Raw genomic sequence first — 18,868 nt, forward strand, 5'->3', positions numbered from 1 at the left:
GACCCGGACGCGATCGCTCAGTCGGTCAGATCCTCCAACAGCCGACGCGCCTGCTCGAGCTCAGCCTGTAACGCCTGCACTTTCGCTTCCTGCACGTCGCGTGCGGCATCCAGGACACCGGCGACCACGTCGGCCACCTCGGGGTGCAACGTCTTGGCCGCCTGGGCCACCGCGGAACTGGCTACCGCGAGTCCACGGACCGTGCGCTTCTTGCCGTTGACCACGTCGACGGTCCACTCGCCGTCGGCGGTGCCGGTGAGCGTCACGGTGACTTCGGGTGTCTTCGTCTTGCGCGCCGCCGTCTTCTTCGCCGCGGGCGCGGCCTCCGGCTTGGTCGCCTCGCCGTTCGGCGAACCCTGTTGTTTGGCAACAGTTTTCGCCGGTGCCGGCGTGGCAGAAGCGGTGCGGGTGGCCGACGGCTGAGTCACGGGCATTTCCTTCGGGGTGGTCGGGACGTATTCGGGTTCGAGCGTGGCGACGGGCTTCGGTGTGGTAGCGGACTTCGGCGTGGCAGGGGTCGCGCCGCGCGGCGGCTTGGTCAAGGTCACCTCGGCCGGAGAGAAAGACAGCACGTCCTTCGATCCGGTCGGTCGGACCTCGAGGAAGTCCTCGATAGAGGGATCGCCGAGCGCGACCACCTTGCCGGAACGGCCTTCCGCGACACCGACGGCCGCGGCGGTGAACCACACCATCGGTGGACGACCACCTTTGATCTCCGCGGCGATCTGCTGAATCTCACTGTCCGACAATGGCTGTGGCTTGGTTCGTGGGGACGGCATGGTAGCTCCGAGCGATATTCGTGGATGACTGCGTGCACAGATGATGCCGCACAGTACCGACAGATCCGCACGCCACCTCCCCTCCGGGGAGCACACACGACCAGAGAAGGGTGGCAGGACCACGCCGAGGCAGGCGACCCTCGTGCCCGAAAACCGATCGCGCAGAGCATCCGCGCCGCGTGCGCGATGACACGATCGTCACCCATCCTCGGCAGCCGAGCGACGTTCGCCAGCGGGACAGCAGGTGCGGCAATACCAGCCCTGAAACCCGCGCCGGCGCCCCGAGAAGAGCGCGCGAATCCGGTCTCGACCGCGCGGCCGAGGCCGCCGGTTGACCGAAACCGCCAGCGGCACGGGAGGCCCGGCGGCATGATGGAGACGACCGAAGCACCGGATAGAGGAAGTGCGCAGATGACCGAACCGTCCGATCTCGCGGCCATGGCAGCCACGGCGACAGCCCAGCTCACCGGACCAGGCGGGCGCTTCGAGCAGGTGGTCGAGCACGTGCTCGGGGCACCGACCCCGGTGATGAAACACCGTGCCCGCTCGCTCGGCGAGCTGCTGTCGCGCTCGGGCGAATTCGGCGACCGCGACTACCTCGTCACCGAGAGTCGGCGCCTGACGTTTCGCGAACACCTCGCACAGGTCGCCGCGCTCGCCACCGCGTTGCGTGAGCGCTACGGCATCGAGAAGGGCGACCGCGTCGGCATTCTCGCGGCGAACACCCCCGAATGGGTGCTGACATTCTGGGCCGCGCAGAGTCTCGGCGCGATCGCGGTCGGCTACAACGCGTGGTGGGTGCCGCGCGAGATCACCTATGGCATCGAACACACCACGCCCTCGGTGCTCGTCGTCGACGCCAAGCGTGCGGCGCTGCTCGCCGAGTTGGACATTCGCGTCCCCGTCTTGACGATGGAACACGATCTACCCGCTCTGGTCGACGAATTCGATTCGCGCACACTGCCGGTCACCGAGGTGGCCGAGGACGACCCCGCCGTGGTCCTCTACACCAGCGGGACCAGCGGACGCCCGAAGGGTGCGGTGCACTCGCACCGCAACCTCGCCTCGGTCGTCGAATACCACCGGTTCGGTGATTATCTCGGCGCCGCACTCGCCGGCAGGGCCGAGCCGCCGAGCGGACGACGTTTCCTGCTCACCTCGCCGCTGTTCCACATCGCCAGCCTGCACAATCTGGTCGTGCCTCGGCTGGTCACCGGCGACACCACCGTCCTGCATCAGGGCGCGTTCGAGGCCGACCGCGTACTGCGACTGATCGAACGCGAGCGCATCTCCAACTGGGGCGCGATGCCCACCATGGCGCATCGCATCCTCGAGGCCGATCTCGAGCGTTACGAGCTGTCGTCGCTGGCCGGGCTCTCACTGAACTCCGCGCCTTCGTCGGCGGCGATGCAACAGGCGTTGCGTGAGCGACTTCCCGTCGCACGCACGTCCCTGGTGACCAGCTACGGGCTCACCGAATGCAGTACGGCGGCGACCCTCGCCAGTCCCGCCGACCTGGCGGCCCACCCGGAGACCGTGGGGCGGCCCATTATCGGCGTGACCGTCGAGATCCGGGACAGCGCGGGTGAACCCGTGGCCGACGGCGTCGAGGGTGAGATCTGGGTGCGCGGCCCATACGTGATGCTCGGCTACTGGAACGACGAGGCCGCCACCGCGGCGGCGATCACCGAGGACCGCTGGTTGCGCACCGGTGACATCGGGACCGAACACGAGGGCCGACTCCAATTATCCGGTCGGCGTTCGGATCTCATCCTGCGCGGCGGTGAGAATATCTACCCCGTCGAGATCGAGCAGTGCCTGGAGGAGCATCCCGCCGTGCGTGAGTGTGCCGTCCTCGGCGTGCCGGACCCCGACCTCGGGCAGCGCGTCGGCGTCATCGTGGTGATCGAAAATGGTGTCACCGCAACCGAACCAGAGCTCGCCAGGTTCGTCGCTGACCGTCTCGCGCGCTACAAGGTACCGACGCAGTGGCGGATCACCACGTCCGCGCTACCGCGCAACGCGACGGGGAAGGTGATACGCGCCGCGCTTGCCGTGTGAGCGCACACGCACCGTGAAGTCTTCGCGCACAGCGTGTCTCTTCGCGATCGACCCCTTCAGGTCCGCGCCCGTGACGTATACGCTCGAAGGTGGTCATGAAAGGCTGCCGCCGTCGATCGGCCGTGCGGCAATCACCAAGGCAGGGGGCCGCCGTGCACAAACGATTACGCCCGCAGGACCGAACCGGTCGGTCCACCAATCGCCTTCCGCTGCCGGGATTCTCGTCCGCCTCCTCGACGGCATCCACCGGGCGCACCGGCGCGGGCGGCATCCGCGATCCGTGGTGGGCACTGCCGCTGGTGCTAATCGTCGGCCTGGCCGCGACACTCGCGGTAGGCGCGCTGCACAACGCGGGCCTGACGGGCTTGCTGATCTTCGGCGCACTGGTGGCGGTCCTCGCGTGCGCTGCCACGCTCACCGCCGATTCACTCCGTGACTACGACCGGCTCGCGGGCATGGTCACGACCACCGGCGCGACCGGGACGCCCGGCTGGCAGTGCACGGCGGACTGCGAATGTCACCAACGTGTCGCCGCCGACTGGTTCGACGAGCCGCAGTGGACGAGCACGGTCCAACCGCAGGAAGGCGGCCGCGGCCCCGTCGGGCTGTGAGCCACCGTCCGTGCGAGCTGTGCAGGCGACGCCGGGCCGCCGCGGCGAAGCAAGCCGGGGCCGAGACCTTCGCCGCGATACCGAGTCCGCCGACCGAGCTGAGCGCGACGACAATTCCGGCCAACCTCGTGGGTCGTGGCCGCAGAGCCCAATGGGACAGCCCCGTGGAGCGGTGAGTGAACCAGCCGCGAAGGGCAGCGGACGAACCGGTCCCGTTGGACGGTGATGAACAGCCCCGCCGGACAATGAACAACCGCCGCGTCGGGCTGTGAACACGGCCCCGCCAAGCGGCGAAGGCACGGCCCCGTCAGGAGACGAAGACACCGCCCCACCAAGCAACGAAGACACCACCGGTCAGACAGTGAACGTGCCTCCCTGGTCGAGACTGTTTCCAGCGAACACCGCCGATCTCCCAACGGTCGGCGCGCGGCGAGCGATGATCGCTGTACCCACGGTGCGCGGTGATCGAGCACACGCGCACCGTTTGGTCTGGTCTCTTCCGGGAACACGGCCCCTAGTGCCGACGACGAGAGGAAGCTAAATGTTGCTACGCCGACTTGCCAGACCGCTGCTGGCCAGCGTGTTCGTTGTGCAGGGTATCGATACGCTGCGTCATCCGGAATCACGGACGAAGACGGCGAACGCTCTGGTGCAGGAGGGACAGGGCCGCCTGCCCGACCAATACGCCGAGAAGCTGCCCGCCGATCCGGCCACGGTGGTGCGCGCCAACGCCGTTGCCCAGGTGGCGGGCGGGACACTGCTCGCGTTCGGCAAGCTGCCCAGGGTGTCCGCGGCGGTGCTCGCGGTGACCGTCGTGCCCGCGACCGTGACCGAGCAGGACTTCTGGAACGAGCAGGATCCCGCGACGAAGGCCGCCAAGCGGGCGGCGTTCCTGAAGGATGTCGGCCTGCTGGGCGGGCTGTTGATCGCCGCCGCCGACACCGAGGGCAAGCCGTCGGTGGGCTGGCGCGGACGCCGCGCCGCGCGCAGGACCGCCACCGCGGTCTCCACCGCGCTGCCGTTCGGCACAGACACCAGTTCGACCGGCGATTCGTTGCGCAAGCACGCCCAGGACGCTGCCGGCCGAGCGAGTGCCTTCGGCGCCGTCGCGGCAAGCAAGGGTGGTGAACTCGCCGAGACTGTGCAGCGCCACGGTCCCGAATGGGCCGAGACCGCGAAAGAACGGGGCATCGAACTCGCGGAAGTGGCCAAGAAACGGGGTGCCGAACTCGCGGAAGTGGCCAGGGACCGAGGACCCGAACTCGCCGAAACCGCGAAGGACCGGGGCGCGAGCTTGGCCGAAATCGCCAAGAAGCGCGGTGCCGATTTCGCCGAGGTCGCCAAGGACCGAGGACCCGAACTCGCCGAAACCGCGAAAGACCGCAGCGCCAACTGGGCCGAAATCGCCAAACAACGCCGCGCCGAACTGACAGAACTCGCCAAGGACCGAGGACCGGAACTCACCGAACTCGCGCGCGACCGAGGCAACAACTGGGCATTGCTCGCCAAGAAACGTGGCGCCGAACTCGCCGAGGTCGCCAAGGACCGAGGACCCGAACTCGCCGAAACCGCGAAAGACCGCAGCGCCAACTGGGCCGAAATCGCCAAACAACGCCGCGCCGAACTGACAGAACTCGCCAGGGAGCGCAGCGGCGAGTTCACCGCGACAGGACGGGGACGCGGACCGGCACTCGCCGCGAAGACCCGCGGCCGCGGTCGGCCCTGGCGGCGCTGAGGCGAACGCGGGTAGCCGAAACCACAACCGCATACTGAACACGCGCGCCACGGCTTTGCCGCTGACACAAGATCGTGTCAGTTTAAAGCCGTGGCGCGCAACGTAATCCGCCCGGACAACGGCATAATGATTGGCCGGGTCGTCCGACACGTCCGGCGTCAGTAGCGCAGGGCCGGCGCCGCGATCGCGCGGTCGCCACGCGGCTGGTTGCGGGATTCGAGCCGGTTGACCCTCGAGAATTTCGGTGCGCTGACCAGCGCACCCACGATGGTCCGAGGGGCCAGATGACCGGATTGTGAGTACCTTCGCGTGGATCTCGACCGATGCAGTACCCCGCCGACCGGCGACGACGCGGCCACGATCGGCCGGGTGACCGATCCGATGCTGCGTCGGCTGATCCGTACGGCGATCGGTTTATCGGAGGATTCGCTCGACCTGCTGACGATGATGAGCGCGCGACTACGCGCCGTCGAGGGGATGACGCTGCGCGATCCGCTCGACGAATGACCCGCAGCGCGGATCGTCGCACCGCCGATTCAGGCGCTCTCCACTTTCGCCCGCACTCCCGGTACGGCCGGAATATGTTGGTATCCACGAAGATTCACCAGTCCGCGACGCTGCGGCGCACCGGCGAGGCGTAGTTCGGGGAACCGTTCGTGCAGCGATCGCAACGCGACCGCGCCCTCCATCCTGGCCAGGTTGGCGCCCAGGCAACTGTGCACGCCACTGCTGAAGGACAGATGTTCCCTGGCGTTGGAACGCGTGATGTCGAAGGTATTCGGATTCTCGAAGGTCTTGGGATCGCGATTGGCCGTCCCGATCAACAGCGTGACCATCGACCCCTGCCTGATCCGTTGACCGGCGATCTCGGTGTCGCACAGAGCCGTCCGCGAGGTGAGTTGCACCGGACTGTCCATGCGCAGGATCTCCTCGATCGCCCCCGGCCACAGTTCGGGGTCGGCGCGCAGGAGGTCGAGTTGCTCGGGGTTCTGGTGCAGCAGCACGATGCCGTTACCGATGAGGTTGACGGTGGTCTCGAAGCCCGCACCAGCGAGCAATACCGCGGACGCGAGCAGTTCGCGCATGGTGAGCTCACCACCCGTGGTGAGCTTGCTGAGGATATTGTCGCCGGGGTCGGCCCGTAATTCCTCGATGTGTTCGGTGAGAAAGTCCTGGCCGTAACGCAGCGCCGCGATGGCCGCGCGGTAGGTGCGCCATGGCAACCCCAGATCCAGCAGCGGAGCACCCGCCTCCCCGATCTCGAGCATCTCGTCCTGCCTGCTCTTGGGGACGCCGAGGATCTCGGAGATGATCGAGACCGGAAGCTGCGAGGCGAAATCGGTGATCAGGTCGGCGTTTTGCCGCGCTTGCAGACCTTCGAGTAGCTCATCGGTGACCTCGGCGATCCGGTCTTGCAACCGACGCACCGCGCGCGGGGTGAACTCCTGCGCGACCAACTTGCGGTAGCGGGTGTGATCGGGCGGATCGACCATCAGCATCGCGGGCGGTTCGACCGGGCTGACCACCGCGAGATCGGTCGCGCGCGCAATGCGGGGAATCGGTTGCGGCAAGCCGGAACCGTCGGTGGAGGTGACACCGAAATTCTTGTCGCGCAGAACATTACGACATATTTCGTGATCGGCGGTTACCCAGGAGGCCGGGGTGCGCACGAGGCGCCCCTCGGCGCGGATGCGGTCACCGTAGGAGTACGGGTCGATGCGGGCGTGCGGATCGGTCATGATCTGAGCGAGGGTCTCGCCGCGACGCGCCCGCGCCCTGAGGTACATACCGGGGCCACCGTGCAGCATCGCCCATCGAATCCAGGTCTTCATGCCATCCCGCCTTGTCGATTCAACTCACCTCACACGCTACGGATTCGCGACCGTCCCGCGCATCCGACCACGGTCGCAGATGCCGCTCCTACCTGGGCATTGCGATCCGACAGCGGTGCAGCGAATGGGTGTACCGACACCGAGATCGCCACATATTCGCCCTCGACCCTCGCGGTGAACCGCGCGAAGTACTCAACAGCGTGGTATTTCGCGCGCGTCCGTGCTTGGGTGTACGTGCTCGTGCGGGAGAACTGCCGGTGATACCGGCCACAGGATGGACAACGGTTCGGGAGGTGGCGGTGTGGTGAGCGTGACGAAAACCGAGAAATTCGAGGCGGTACGGCCCTATCCGGCCCGCACCGGGCCGAAAGGGTCCGCGGTATGGAAACTTGTCACCACCACCGACCCGAAGATGCTCGGCACGATGTATTTGGTAACGGCCATGTCGTTCTTCTTCATCGGCGGCCTGCTCGCGTTGCTGATGCGCGGCGAATTGGCAAGGCCGGGAATTCAGTTCCTGTCGCCGGAACAGTTCAACCAGCTGTTCACGATGCATGGCACGATCATGCTGCTGTTCTACGCGACCCCCATTTTGTTCGGTTTCGCGAATGCCATCCTGCCCTTGCAGATCGGGGCACCCGATGTGGCGTTCCCTCGGCTCAATGCCTTCAGCTACTGGCTGTATCTGTTCGGCGCGACGATCGCGACGGCCGGGTTCGTCACCCCGGGCGGCGCCGCCGATTTCGGGTGGACCGGTTACACACCGCTGAGCTCTATCGTGCACTCACCTGGCGTCGGCGGCGATCTCTGGATCGTCGGCCTTGCGCTGTCGGGGTTGGGGACCATCCTCGGCGGGGTCAATATGATCACCACCGTCGTCTGCCTGCGCGCGCCGGGCATGACCATGTTCCGCATGCCGATCTTCACCTGGAACATCCTGATCACCAGCATTCTCATCCTGCTGGCGTTCCCGCTGCTCACCGCGGCGTTGTTCGGCCTCGCCTACGACCGCCACCTGGGCGGCCACATCTACGACCCCGCCACCGGCGGTGCCCTGCTGTGGCAACACCTGTTCTGGTTCTTCGGCCACCCCGAGGTGTATGTGGTGGCGTTGCCGTTCTTCGGGATCGTCTCGGAGATCTTCCCGGTGTTCAGCCGCAAGCCGTTGTTCGGTTACACGACACTGGTTTTCGCGACAACGGCCATTGCGGCGCTGTCGATGGCGGTGTGGGCGCACCATATGTTCGCGACGGGAGCGGTGCTACTGCCGTTCTTTTCCTTCATGACGTTCCTGATCGCGGTGCCGACCGGAGTGAAGTTCTTCAACTGGATCGGCACGATGTGGCGCGGACAGTTGACCTTCGAGACGCCGATGATGTTTTCCCTCGGCTTCCTCGTCACTTTTCTCTTCGGTGGTCTCTCGGGGGTCATCCTGGCCAGTCCGCCGCTGGACTTTCATGTCACCGACTCGTACTTCGTGGTGGCGCATTTCCATTACGTGCTGTTCGGCACCATTGTGTTCGCGACTTTCGCGGGTATCTACTTCTGGTTTCCGAAGATCACCGGTCGGATGATGGACGAGCGGTTGGGCAAGTGGCACTACTGGACCACCTTCATCGGATTCCACACCACCTTCCTTGTGCAGCACTGGCTGGGTAACGAGGGCATGCCGCGTCGCTACGCGGACTATTTGCCTACCGACGGATTCACGGCGCTCAATACCGTGTCGAGTATCGGGGCGTTCCTGTTGGGCGGCTCGATGTTGCCGTTCATCTGGAATGTGTTCAAGAGCTACCGCTTTGGCGAGGTCGTCACGGTGGACGACCCGTGGGGTTACGGCAACTCGTTGGAGTGGGCGACGACGTGTCCGCCGCCTCGGCACAACTTCTACGAGCTGCCGAGGATCCGCTCGGAGCGGCCCGCATTCGAGTTGCACTACCCGCACATGGTCGAGCGGATCCGCGTCGAGTCGCACGTGGGCTGGGGCTCGGGGCGGCACTCGACCGAGGAAGAGGCCACCGCCAGCGCCCGCCACTGAGCGGCCCCCGCCCTTTTGGTGTTGCCGTAGCGGCAACAATGTTTGCCGAAAACGCCGACCCGGCGGAAGGTGGACGTATGACCGAAACGCACCGCCATGACGCACCGACCAAGAACACCGAGGACTTCTGGGAGGACTTCTACCAGGAGCGCGAACAGGTATGGTCCGGCTCACCCAATATTCTGCTTGTTCGCGAAATCGATTCCGTAACACCGGGTTCCGCATTGGATCTGGGTTGCGCCGAAGGTGCCGACGCGATTTGGCTCGCCGAGCGGGGCTGGCGGGTGACCGCCACCGACGTCTCCAGGACCGCACTGGAGCGCGCCAAAGTACGCGCGGCCGAGAAGAACCTCGACGGCGCCATCGACTGGCAGCGCCACGACTTCGACGAGTCGTTCCCCGACGGCCGGTTCGACCTGGTCTCCGCGCAGTTCCTGCACTCCCCCGTGGCACACGCCAGCGAACGCTCCGCCATCCTGAGCAAGGCCGCCGACGCCGTCGCCCCCGGCGGGCTACTGCTGATTGTCGGACACGCGGGCTTCCCGAGCTGGGCACCGAAGCAACACGATGTACATCTGCCGAGCACCGCCGAGGTACTCACCGAGCTGCGGCTGGACCCGGAGCAATGGGACGTCGAACTCGAGGAGGTCGTCGAACGCGATTTCCCGAGCCCGGACGGTGAGCCAGGCGTCCGCCAGGACAATGTCCTGCGCGTGCGCCGACGCTGACCGCGCTCAGCGCACGGACCGGCCGCTGCGCGGCGCGGGCGCGAAGAGGTCGGCCGAAGGGGCCGAGGAAACCGGGTCGGCCCCTTCTTCGGCGTACCACTCCCACCGGAGCACGCGGGTGAGCAGCGGTGTCGGAATGCCGAGCAGCGTGCGTGCGATCACCGCGAACCGCGTGGAGCCCTGGATCATCGAGTGATGCGCGGCGAGCGCCACCCGACGCTGTCGCGCGAACCGGCCGACCTCGATGCGGTGGGTGATCTCCGGGCGCGCGGTGTACACCGCATCGATCTGCGCGGCGTCGAAACGCAATGGCAGACGGAACCTTTGGATGAGCTCGCCGATGCGTTTCACGCCGTGCCTCGGCATGGTCGCGTCGAGTACCCGTGGCACGTCGGCGATTTCGGCCGCGCGCTTACCCACTTCGTGCACCCGGACATGGTCGCGATGCCCGTAGCCGCCGTTGCGGTCGTAGCTCAGCAGGATCTCGGGGCGCTCCTCGCGCAGGATCGCGGCCAGCCGCTGCGCCGCCTCCTCGATGTCGACGCGCACGAAACGCGAGCGATCCGGTGGGTCGGCTAACAGCACCGGACCGTCGCCGCTGTCGGCATAACCGAGGTACACCACCCGAGCGACGCCGAGGGCGGCGGCACTGACATCCAGTTCGTCCAGTCGCACCGGTGGCACACCCGCCGCGGAGCCGATCAGCCCGTCGGTGGCCACCACGATCACGGTGCGATGACCGTCGGCGGCCAGTTTGGCCAGCGTTCCGCCGGTCAGCAAGGTCTCGTCGTCGGGGTGCGCATGGAAAGCTACGACCGTCGCCATCGCTACATTCTGCCGCACGCCTCGCCGTTCGGCTCGCTGCCGATTTCGCACTGCCACCGGGGGATTCACCACTCCTGGTCGCAATAATAGAACCTGTTCTATTATTGCGACGGTACGCACTCGGCTGACGACAGGAGCACTCATGGCGCCGGAATCCTCGGCCACACCGGACCAGCGGTTACTGGCGGCCGTCGAAGCCTCCCCGCGCGCCGTCGCGGTCCATGACAGGGCGGCCTGGGTCGGCCTGTTCACCGCCGACGCCACCGTGAACGACCCGGTCGGATCGGCACCGCACACCGGACACCAGGCCATCGGTCGCTTCTACGACACCTTCATCGGGCCGAACACCATCGAGTTCCAGGTCGACCGCGACATGATCCATTCCGCGGTGAACACCGTGGTCCGCGACCTCACCCTGCGCACAACGATGTCCACCGGCGCCACGATCATCGTCCCGATGCACCTGCGCTACCAGCTGGTCGAACGCGAGGGCGAATGGAAGATCGCGCAGCTGGCCGCGCACTGGGAACTGGCTGGCATGATCGTGCAGCTGCTACGCACCGGCCTGCCCGGCCTCGCCGCCAGCGCCAAACTGGGTCCACAACTGATAGCCAACCTGGGCGTCGGCGGGGCCGCAGGCATGCTGCGCGGGCTCTTCGGCGTCGGACGCGCGGGCAAACGGGCGACCGACCGACTGTTCCACGCGGCCACCGAGGCCGAGACCGACCGGGTCCGCGACCTGCTACACACCGACGCGGTGCTCGAAATACCCGTGGGGACAAAGGTTTCGGTCGAGGAATTCACCGCGAAGGCCGCGCACCTGCGCTGGGACAAGGTGATCGCGGCGGGCCGATCGGTCTCGACCTCGATTCGACTCGGTCCGACCGGCGGCGTCGCCCTGCTCGAATTCGACAAGGGCACAACGAAGGTCACCGCGCTGCGCGTATTCCTCGATTCCGAATCCTGATCCATCCGCGCGGCGTACGCGGCCGCCGAACACTGACGGCTGGCCGCCCATCGCTTCGCACAGCGTGGTGACATTCGGCCTACCGCAGGCTTCTTCGCGGCCATGGCAACACTCGAACCGCCGCGCGAGAGTGCCGGGGCGCTCCCACCGATACCGATCGTGGCGCTATTGCGCCGATCCTGTCGGCCGACGCCGCGGGCCGGGGTTTCAACGCTCGGTTGGGTGCTGCGAATCCAGGTAGGTCGGTGCTCGCGCCGGGAAATTCGCGGCAATCCCCGTCCCCGCACTGCGCGAATCTCTCCCATCGTCGCACCGAGTGTCGGCGTGCGCCCGTGACGGGCGCGAATGGGAACGAGAGGGAATGGCGATGGTCCAGTGGACCGATCCGGGGGCCGAAGAGCCCAGGAAAGTGGCGGTGATCGGCAGCGGTGTCGCCGGGCTCACCGCGGCGTGGGTGCTGTCGGAGTCCGCGCGGGTCACGCTCTACGAGGCCGACGACCGGCTCGGCGGGCACGCGGACACCCACCAGATCGCAGCCGATGACGGTGGCTCGATCGGTGTCGACACCGGTTTCATCGTGCACAACGACCGCACCTACCCCACCCTGCTGCGCCTGTTCGCCGAACTCGGCGTCGCGACCCAGGAATCGGATATGAGCATGTCGGTGCGCTGCGACGAATGCGGCCTCGCGTACGCGGGTGCGCGCGGCATCGGCGGCTTGTTCGCTACACCCCGTTCGCTGACGCGCGGGCGCTACCTGCGGATGCTCGGCGAGGTACCCCGATTTCACCGGCTCGCGCGCGCCGAACTCACCGCCGAAACCCCCAACACCCGCACCCTCGGCGAATTCGTCGCCGCCACAGGGTTTTCCCGCTACTTCATCACGCACTTCCTGACGCCACTGGTCTCGGCGGTGTGGTCGTGCGACCCGGCGATCGCGCTGCGCTACCCCGCGCGCTACCTGTTCACGTTCCTGGAACACCACGGCATGCTCACCGTGTTCGGGTCACCGACCTGGCGGACCGTGACGGGCGGCTCCGCGACCTACGTCCGCGCGATCGCCGAACGACTCGACCGCGTGCACGTCACCACCCCGGTGCGGGCGATACATCGGCTGACCGACAGCGTCGCGGTACGCGATGACGCCGACAAGGTCGAGACCTTCGATGCCGTGGTGGTCGCCACCCACCCCGACCAGGCGCTGGCGCTGCTCGCCGAGCCGACCGACGCCGAACGCGAGGTGCTCGGGGCGATGCCGTATTCGCGCAACCACACGGTGCTGCACACCGACGCCAGTGTGCTGCCAACGCCACGGCGCGCGCAGGCGTCCTGGAATTATCGGCTTCCTTCCTGTTCAGCGCAGGTAGATCGGGTACTCGTCAGCTATGACCTCACTCGACTGCAACGCCTCCACGACGTGGATCACCGCCGATTCCTGGTGACCCTCGGCGACGAGGAAGCCCTCGACCCCGACTCGATCCTGGAGCGCATGGATTACCAGCACCCGCGCTACACCCCCACCTCGGTCGCCGCACAGGGCCGACTCGACGAGATCGGCTGTGCACGCGTGGCCTTCGCCGGTGCCTACCACGGCTGGGGGTTCCACGAGGACGGCGCGGCCTCCGGGTTGCGCGCGGCCCGACGACTCGGCGCGCAGTGGACGGGTCGACCCGCCGTGGCGCTGCCCGCCTCATGACCACCCCGCGTACGCACACCACGACGGCGCGGATCGTGCGCACCAGAATCCACCACACCCGCCTGGACCCCACTCGATACGCCTTCCAGACCCGCAGCTACAGCTGGTTGGTCGACCTGGACGAACTGCCGAGTCTGCCCCGCGTGCTGCGCCCCTTCGCCGGATTCCGCTCCCGTGATCATCAGGGCGACCCGCAGCGCACGCTGCGCGCGAACATCGACACGTACCTGCACGAGAACGGCATCGACCTGGGTGGCGGCCGGGTGCGGATGCTCGCCAACGCGAGCGTCCTCGGGTACGTGTTCAATCCGCTGACGCTGTACTGGTGCCGCGACCACGACGACCAGCCGATCTGCGTGGTCGCCGAAGTGCACAACACCTACGGGCAGCGTCATCGCTATCTGCTGCGTACCGACGAGCGCGGCCACGCGCGCACGCCGAAGGAGTTCTACGTCTCCCCGTTCAACGAGGTGCGCGGTGAGTACCGGATGCGCCTGCCCGAGCCCGACGAACGGCTGCACGCCTCGATCGTCCTCGCCGACCCGGAGCCGGTTTTCGTCGCCGCGATGACCGGACGTTGTCTGACGGCCACCACCGGTACGGTGCTGCGCGCGATCATCGAGGTACCGCTGGCGCCGCTGCTGGTCGCCGTACTCATCCGATGGCACGGCGTGCGCCTGTGGGCGCGCGGCCTGCACATCATCCCCCGACCCGCCTACCTGGAGGAGGCTTCGCGGTGACCGTCGAAACGACCGAACCACTCACCACCCCCACCGCCCCGCCGACGACGACCCGCTGGCCCGACGTCGAACACATTCCCTCCGGCCTACGCGCAAGAGTCGCCGCCGCGGTGGCCCACCGGCTGTTGCGGCACGCCGTGCGCGATCTCCCGCTGCGGGTCGAATATCCGGATGGCACCGCGATCGGACGCGGCGTCGACGACCCCGACGCACCGCGACTGATTCTGCGTCGCCCCGACGATTTCGCCAGACGACTCGGTGTCGGCGGTCTGATCGGGTTCGGCGAGTCCTATATGGCCGGTGACTGGTCGGCGCCGGATCCCGCCGCGACGCTGGCGGTGTTCGCGGCCGACATCGATACCCTCGTCCCGGCGCCACTACGTGCGCTTCGCCGCTACTACGTGTCGAAACACCCTGCGGCCGAACGCAATAGCGAATCGAATACGCGCGAGAACATCGCTCGGCATTACGATCTGTCCAACAGCATGTTCGAGCTGTTCCTCGACGAAACGCTCACCTATTCCAGCGCGCTGTTCCCGGTCACCACGACCCAGCCGCAGTGGTCCGACCTGGCCGACGCCCAACGCGCCAAGATCGACCGCTTGCTGGACCGCGCACACGTCGGTCCCGGTACCCGTGTCCTCGAAATCGGCACGGGCTGGGGCGAATTGGCCCTACGCGCCGCCGCGCGCGGTGCGTCGGTGCGCTCGGTGACCTTGTCGGTGGAGCAGCAGGCACTCGCGCGGGAGCGGATCACGCAAGCCGGTCTCGCCGACCGGGTGAGCGTCGATCTGCTCGATTACCGCAGCGTCGAGGGCGAATACGACGCGGTGGTGTCGGTGGAGATGATCGAGGCGGTCGGCTACGACTACCTCGAGACGTTCTTTCGCACCATCGACCGGGTGCTCGCACCGAACGGTCGGGTGGTGATCCAAGCGATCACGATGCCGCACCGAAGGATGCTCGCCACCCGCAATACCTACACCTGGGTGCAGAAGTACATCTTCCCCGGCGGCTTCCTGCCCTCCACCCGACTACTCGAAGAAGTGACCGCGCGCAGCACCGAACTGGTTGTCGACGAGCGCTTCTCGATGGGCGCGCACTACGCGCACACGTTGCGGCTGTGGCAGCAGCGATTCAACGCACACGCCGAGGACGCCGCCGCCCTCGGATTCGACACGATTTTCCGCAGGATGTGGCGGTTGTACCTGGCGCACTCCGAGGCCGGGTTCCGCTGCGGATACCTCGATGTCCAGCAGATCGTGTTCACCAGGAACGCCAGCTGAGACCGGCAGTCAGCACGGGAAGGTTCGTCACGATGCGCACTCGCCCCGCGAATACGGAGAATACGGCGAATACCGAGAAGGTCGATCCAGGCTTGCTCGATGCCGCGCTCGACCGAGCGATCCTGCCCGGCTACAGCCGATTCGGGCTGTGGGTGCGACGGCGTGCCCAGCCCGCCGACAGCGCCGAACCCGCCGCGATGCGTGGTCGCACCGCGGTGGTGACCGGTGCCAATTCGGGCATCGGCAAGGAGTGCGCCAGCGCCTTGGCCCGCCGCGGCGCCACCGTGGTGCTCGCCGTGCGCAATCGCGCGCGCGGCGAACAAGCCCGCGCCGATATCGTGGCCGCCTGTCCCGAGGCCGATGTCAGGGTGGCGCTCTGCGATGTGTCCGACCGTGATTCGGTGCTCGCCTGTGCCGAGAAACTGAACGACGAGCTGGCGCGGGTGGATGTCCTGATCCACAATGCGGGAGCGCTGCCCAGTGAGCGCGAAGAGAACGCACAGGGTCACGAACTGGCGCTGGCGACCCACGTACTCGGCCCGCTGCTGCTCACCGACCGGCTGATGCCAGCGTTGACCAGCGCACCCGCGCCGAGGGTGATCTTCGTGTCCTCCGGTGGGATGTATGCCCAGCCGCTGGTGGTCGACGATCCTGAGTATCGTCACGGCCGTTATCGCGGCGCGACCGCGTACTCGCGCACCAAACGCATGCAGGTCGCGCTCACGCCGCTGATCGCGGAACACTATGCACCGCAGGGCCTTTCGGACGTCCACTCGATGCATCCAGGATGGGTCAACACGCCGGGCATCGCCGCCTCGCTGCCCGGCTTCCACCGGTTGACCGGTCCGCTGCTACGCAGCCCCGCCGAAGGAGCGGACACGGCGGTGTGGTTGGCGACGACGTCGACAACGCTGCCACCGGGCCGGTTCTGGCACGACCGCAAGGTGCGTCCGGAGCACTACCTGCGCCGGACGCGCTATACCGCCGACGAGGTCGAGCGGCTCTGGCGTTACTGCGGCACGACCGTGGGGATCGCCGTGGACTGATCACCTGTTCGGGCAATGCCATTGTCGGTCACGATTCCCACGCGGTCGCGCCCAGCCGAGGGACACAGCCTGCGCACAGTGCACATTCGTGTGATGCGGTGCGGCTACGGGCAGGAAGTCCGCCGACGAAGCAGATCCCGCTAGGCTCGGCGCGCAGGGTGACGGACGCGGGAAGAGGTATCGGGCGATGGATGTGAGCCGTTCGCTTGCCCGGCAGTCGGTGATCGTCGCGGCCGTCGCCGCGCTGACCGACAGCTCGATCGTCCTGTTGACCGGGAACTTCGGTGCCGCACCATGGCCGATGATCGCCGTGGCCCTCGCGATCGTCGCCGTCGACCTCGGCATGGCGCTGCCGCCGCGCACCGCCGGTGCTGTCGCTGTCGCCCAAGTAGTGGTGCGGCTGGCGGCGGGGGCGCTGCTGTCGATGCCAAATAGTGTCACCGATGTCGGCTACTTGGTGGCCGGATATCGCGCGGGTGCATGGCTTTCGGGTCCGAGTTCGGTGCTGAGCATGCTGTTGCTCTCCTGCGGCGTTGCGGCGGGGCGCCTGCTCGACAGCAGCTATCACGTCGATCCGAGACTGCTGGTGATTTCCATGGTCGCCTCGGGCTGCGTGCCGTGGCTGGTCGGTCGTTATACGGCGGCTCGCGGCGCCTACATCGCCGACCTGGAACAGCGCGAGCAGCTGCGACATCAGCAACATCGCGTCGCGCTGGAGCGCGCCGTCAGCGACGAACGCGCCGCGATCGCCCGCGATCTGCACGATGTGATCTCCCATCATGTCAGCGCGGTCGGGATCCACGCGGGGGTCGCGCGCATGGCGATGACCGCCTCCGGCACCGCCACCACCGGCGACGACACCGCGGCGATTCGCTCGCTGGAGGCGGTGGAGTCCAGCAGTCGGGCGGCGATGGTGGATCTACGCAGGCAACTCGACCTGTTGCACGGCCACGACGACGAGAGCGTGCGCCAGCCCGGTATCGCCGACATCGACGGCCTGGTCGAGACGGTGCGCACGGCGGGCATGCTGGTCGAGGTCCACGTGCGGGGCGCGCCGGTGACACTGCCGGATTCGGTGAACATCACGCTGTATCGCATCGCCCAGGAAATGCTCACCAACGCGCTGCGTCACGGCGACGGCACCAGCGCCGAACTCGCGGTGACCTACACCGAGCGACGGGTCCGCGTCAGCGCGACGAACCCCTTGCCACGGCGTCCGCAATCGCAGGACGACACCGACACCTCGTTACCCAGGGGCCTCGTCGGGCTGCGCCGCCGCGTCGAATTATTCGACGGCCGACTGGATTACGGCGTCGACGCCGAGCGCACGCGGTGGCACATCGAAGTCGACATACCGATCGGAGAATCTTAGCCCCTCCCCGCGGATAAACCCGGGGGATTTCCAGCTCGGACTGCGCCACCAACCGCCCCGGAAGGAGGCCAGCAATGTCTTACGTCGTCAACACTGACACGGTCGAGTTCTACCGTGGCCGCCAACATCACTCTGGCAGCGTTGCGATCTCGGTCCTCGGCGTGACCACACTCGGCACACTCGAAGACACGCACATCCAGGTCGAGCCGCTGCTTGGCTCTCGCACCACAGCTCGAACAGGTCATCGTCGTATAGGCGGGCCGAACCAGCACCAAATCCCGGCTGCCCACTTTGTGGACCAACTCGTACTTCGTCGCCACTGTCGGCGGCGCGACCCTGGAGGTAGTGAAACGTTATGTCGAGAATCAGAAAAATGCTTGACCTCGATTCCTCCCCACGCCTGAAGGCGGGGGTTTCCATGGGGCCTACCCGATGAATTCCGCGATCCGCATTCTGATCGCCGACGATCACAGCATGTTCCGCTCGGGACTGCGTGCCGTGGTGGACAGCCAGGCAGACCTCGACTGTGTCGCCGAGGTGAGCGACGGACGTAGCGCTGTAGCCGAAACCGCGAGGCTGCGACCGGATGTCGCCATCGTCGACGTGCGGATGCCGAAGCTGGACGGGCTCGCCGCGACCAGCCGGATCGTCGCGGCGGGCGGCACCAAGGTACTAGTACTCACTACCTACGACAGCGATACCAACCTGTATCGCGCGCTCCAGGCGGGCGCGAGCGGTTTCCTGCTCAAGAGCCTGCGTCCGGAGGAACTCGTCACCGCGATCCGGGTCGCGGCGCGCGGTGACGCCATGATCGATCCTTCGATGACCCGCCGACTGGTCGGACGATTCACCAAAAGCATTGCCCCACAGGATATTCCCAAGGAAGCCTCGCACCTCACCGCACGCGAGAACGAGGTGCTGCTGCTCTTGGCCGCCGCACACAGCAATGCCGAGATCGCGACCATGCTCGGGGTCGGCGAGGAGACCGTGAAGAGTCACGTCTCCCGGATTCTCGCGAAACTCGGTGTGCGCGACCGGATACACGCCGTGGTCTACGCCCACCAGCACGGAATGGTCTCGCCGACCGAGGACTTCGAGCAACGCTGACCCGCACGGCCATTCACGGCTTCCGAAGCGTGGGTACCGAAGTTG

17 protein-coding genes and 1 pseudogene are annotated in these 18,868 nt (G+C 66.9%); 14 read left to right on the forward strand and 4 right to left on the reverse strand.

The window, feature by feature from the left end:
* Positions 1–17: 17 nt before the first annotated feature.
* On the reverse strand, positions 18–779 hold the full coding sequence (locus ABEA50_RS30425; protein ID WP_345499898.1) for a DUF6319 family protein: 762 nt from the start codon (positions 777–779) through the stop codon (positions 18–20).
* Between the two features lie 411 nt (positions 780–1,190).
* Here ABEA50_RS30425 and casG point away from each other — a divergent pair, with 411 nt between their 5' ends.
* The 4 genes from casG to ABEA50_RS30445 all read left to right on the forward strand — a co-directional run bounded on the left by casG (position 1,191) and on the right by ABEA50_RS30445 (position 5,693).
* Positions 1,191–2,840 carry a steroid-24-oyl-CoA synthetase gene (casG, locus tag ABEA50_RS30430; RefSeq protein WP_345499900.1) on the forward strand — a complete coding sequence of 550 codons (1,650 nt, stop codon included), beginning with the start codon at positions 1,191–1,193 and terminating at the stop codon, positions 2,838–2,840.
* A gap of 122 nt (positions 2,841–2,962) precedes the next feature.
* Positions 2,963–3,451: a hypothetical protein gene (locus ABEA50_RS30435; protein WP_345499902.1), complete on the forward strand. Its 489-nt coding sequence runs from the start codon at positions 2,963–2,965 to the stop codon at positions 3,449–3,451.
* A gap of 541 nt (positions 3,452–3,992) precedes the next feature.
* A complete protein-coding gene (locus ABEA50_RS30440; protein WP_345499904.1) occupies positions 3,993–5,186 on the forward strand; it encodes a DoxX family membrane protein in 1,194 nt (397 codons plus the stop codon).
* Positions 5,187–5,495: 309 nt separating this feature from the next.
* Entirely contained in the window at positions 5,496–5,693 is a 198-nt protein-coding gene (locus ABEA50_RS30445) for a hypothetical protein (protein ID WP_345499905.1), read from the forward strand.
* A gap of 29 nt (positions 5,694–5,722) precedes the next feature.
* On the opposite strand, the gene ABEA50_RS30450 is transcribed toward ABEA50_RS30445, so the two are convergent.
* Positions 5,723–7,018, reverse strand: a complete 1,296-nt coding sequence (locus ABEA50_RS30450) for a cytochrome P450 (RefSeq protein ID WP_345499906.1) — start codon at positions 7,016–7,018, stop codon at positions 5,723–5,725.
* Positions 7,019–7,322: 304 nt separating this feature from the next.
* Between ABEA50_RS30450 and ctaD the strand changes: the two genes are divergently transcribed.
* Positions 7,323–9,056 carry an aa3-type cytochrome oxidase subunit I gene (gene ctaD, locus ABEA50_RS30455; RefSeq protein WP_345499907.1) on the forward strand — a complete coding sequence of 578 codons (1,734 nt, stop codon included), beginning with the start codon at positions 7,323–7,325 and terminating at the stop codon, positions 9,054–9,056.
* Between the two features lie 77 nt (positions 9,057–9,133).
* Positions 9,134–9,784 carry a class I SAM-dependent methyltransferase gene (locus ABEA50_RS30460; RefSeq protein WP_345499908.1) on the forward strand — a complete coding sequence of 217 codons (651 nt, stop codon included), beginning with the start codon at positions 9,134–9,136 and terminating at the stop codon, positions 9,782–9,784.
* 6 nt (positions 9,785–9,790) lie between these two features.
* Here ABEA50_RS30460 and ABEA50_RS30465 read toward each other — a convergent pair whose 3' ends face one another.
* Positions 9,791–10,609 carry a PIG-L deacetylase family protein gene (locus ABEA50_RS30465; RefSeq protein ID WP_345499909.1) on the reverse strand — a complete coding sequence of 273 codons (819 nt, stop codon included), beginning with the start codon at positions 10,607–10,609 and terminating at the stop codon, positions 9,791–9,793.
* Positions 10,610–10,751: 142 nt separating this feature from the next.
* Here ABEA50_RS30465 and ABEA50_RS30470 point away from each other — a divergent pair, with 142 nt between their 5' ends.
* From ABEA50_RS30470 to ABEA50_RS30495, 6 genes are all read left to right on the forward strand, one after another.
* Positions 10,752–11,576: a nuclear transport factor 2 family protein gene (locus tag ABEA50_RS30470; protein WP_345499910.1), complete on the forward strand. Its 825-nt coding sequence runs from the start codon at positions 10,752–10,754 to the stop codon at positions 11,574–11,576.
* 367 nt (positions 11,577–11,943) lie between these two features.
* Positions 11,944–13,272, forward strand: a complete 1,329-nt coding sequence (locus tag ABEA50_RS30475; RefSeq protein ID WP_345499911.1) for an NAD(P)/FAD-dependent oxidoreductase — start codon at positions 11,944–11,946, stop codon at positions 13,270–13,272.
* Entirely contained in the window at positions 13,269–14,012 is a 744-nt protein-coding gene (locus ABEA50_RS30480; RefSeq protein WP_345499912.1) for a DUF1365 domain-containing protein, read from the forward strand. Before ABEA50_RS30475 ends, ABEA50_RS30480 begins: the two co-directional genes overlap by 4 nt.
* The gene (locus ABEA50_RS30485; RefSeq protein ID WP_345499914.1) at positions 14,009–15,298 is read left to right on the forward strand and encodes a cyclopropane-fatty-acyl-phospholipid synthase family protein; all 1,290 of its coding nucleotides are present in this window, start codon (positions 14,009–14,011) and stop codon (positions 15,296–15,298) included. Before ABEA50_RS30480 ends, ABEA50_RS30485 begins: the two co-directional genes overlap by 4 nt.
* Before the next feature lie 32 nt (positions 15,299–15,330).
* Entirely contained in the window at positions 15,331–16,344 is a 1,014-nt protein-coding gene (locus ABEA50_RS30490; protein WP_345499915.1) for an SDR family NAD(P)-dependent oxidoreductase, read from the forward strand.
* Positions 16,345–16,531: 187 nt separating this feature from the next.
* Positions 16,532–17,716: a sensor histidine kinase gene (locus ABEA50_RS30495; protein WP_345499916.1), complete on the forward strand. Its 1,185-nt coding sequence runs from the start codon at positions 16,532–16,534 to the stop codon at positions 17,714–17,716.
* On the opposite strand, the gene ABEA50_RS30500 is transcribed toward ABEA50_RS30495, so the two are convergent.
* Positions 17,713–17,961 carry a zinc ribbon domain-containing protein gene (locus ABEA50_RS30500; RefSeq protein ID WP_345499958.1) on the reverse strand — a complete coding sequence of 83 codons (249 nt, stop codon included), beginning with the start codon at positions 17,959–17,961 and terminating at the stop codon, positions 17,713–17,715. The two genes, ABEA50_RS30495 and ABEA50_RS30500, sit on opposite strands and share 4 nt — an antisense overlap.
* A gap of 28 nt (positions 17,962–17,989) precedes the next feature.
* On the opposite strand from ABEA50_RS30500, the pseudogene ABEA50_RS30505 reads away from it, so the two are divergent.
* Positions 17,990–18,097: pseudogene (locus ABEA50_RS30505) on the forward strand (transposase); the annotation flags it as partial.
* Between the two features lie 51 nt (positions 18,098–18,148).
* Positions 18,149–18,823, forward strand: a complete 675-nt coding sequence (locus ABEA50_RS30510; RefSeq protein WP_345499917.1) for a response regulator transcription factor — start codon at positions 18,149–18,151, stop codon at positions 18,821–18,823.
* Positions 18,824–18,868 lie beyond the last annotated feature (45 nt).

Origin of the sequence: Nocardia callitridis, from assembly GCF_039543305.1 — a bacterium.
GTDB lineage: Bacteria > Actinomycetota > Actinomycetes > Mycobacteriales > Mycobacteriaceae > Nocardia > Nocardia callitridis.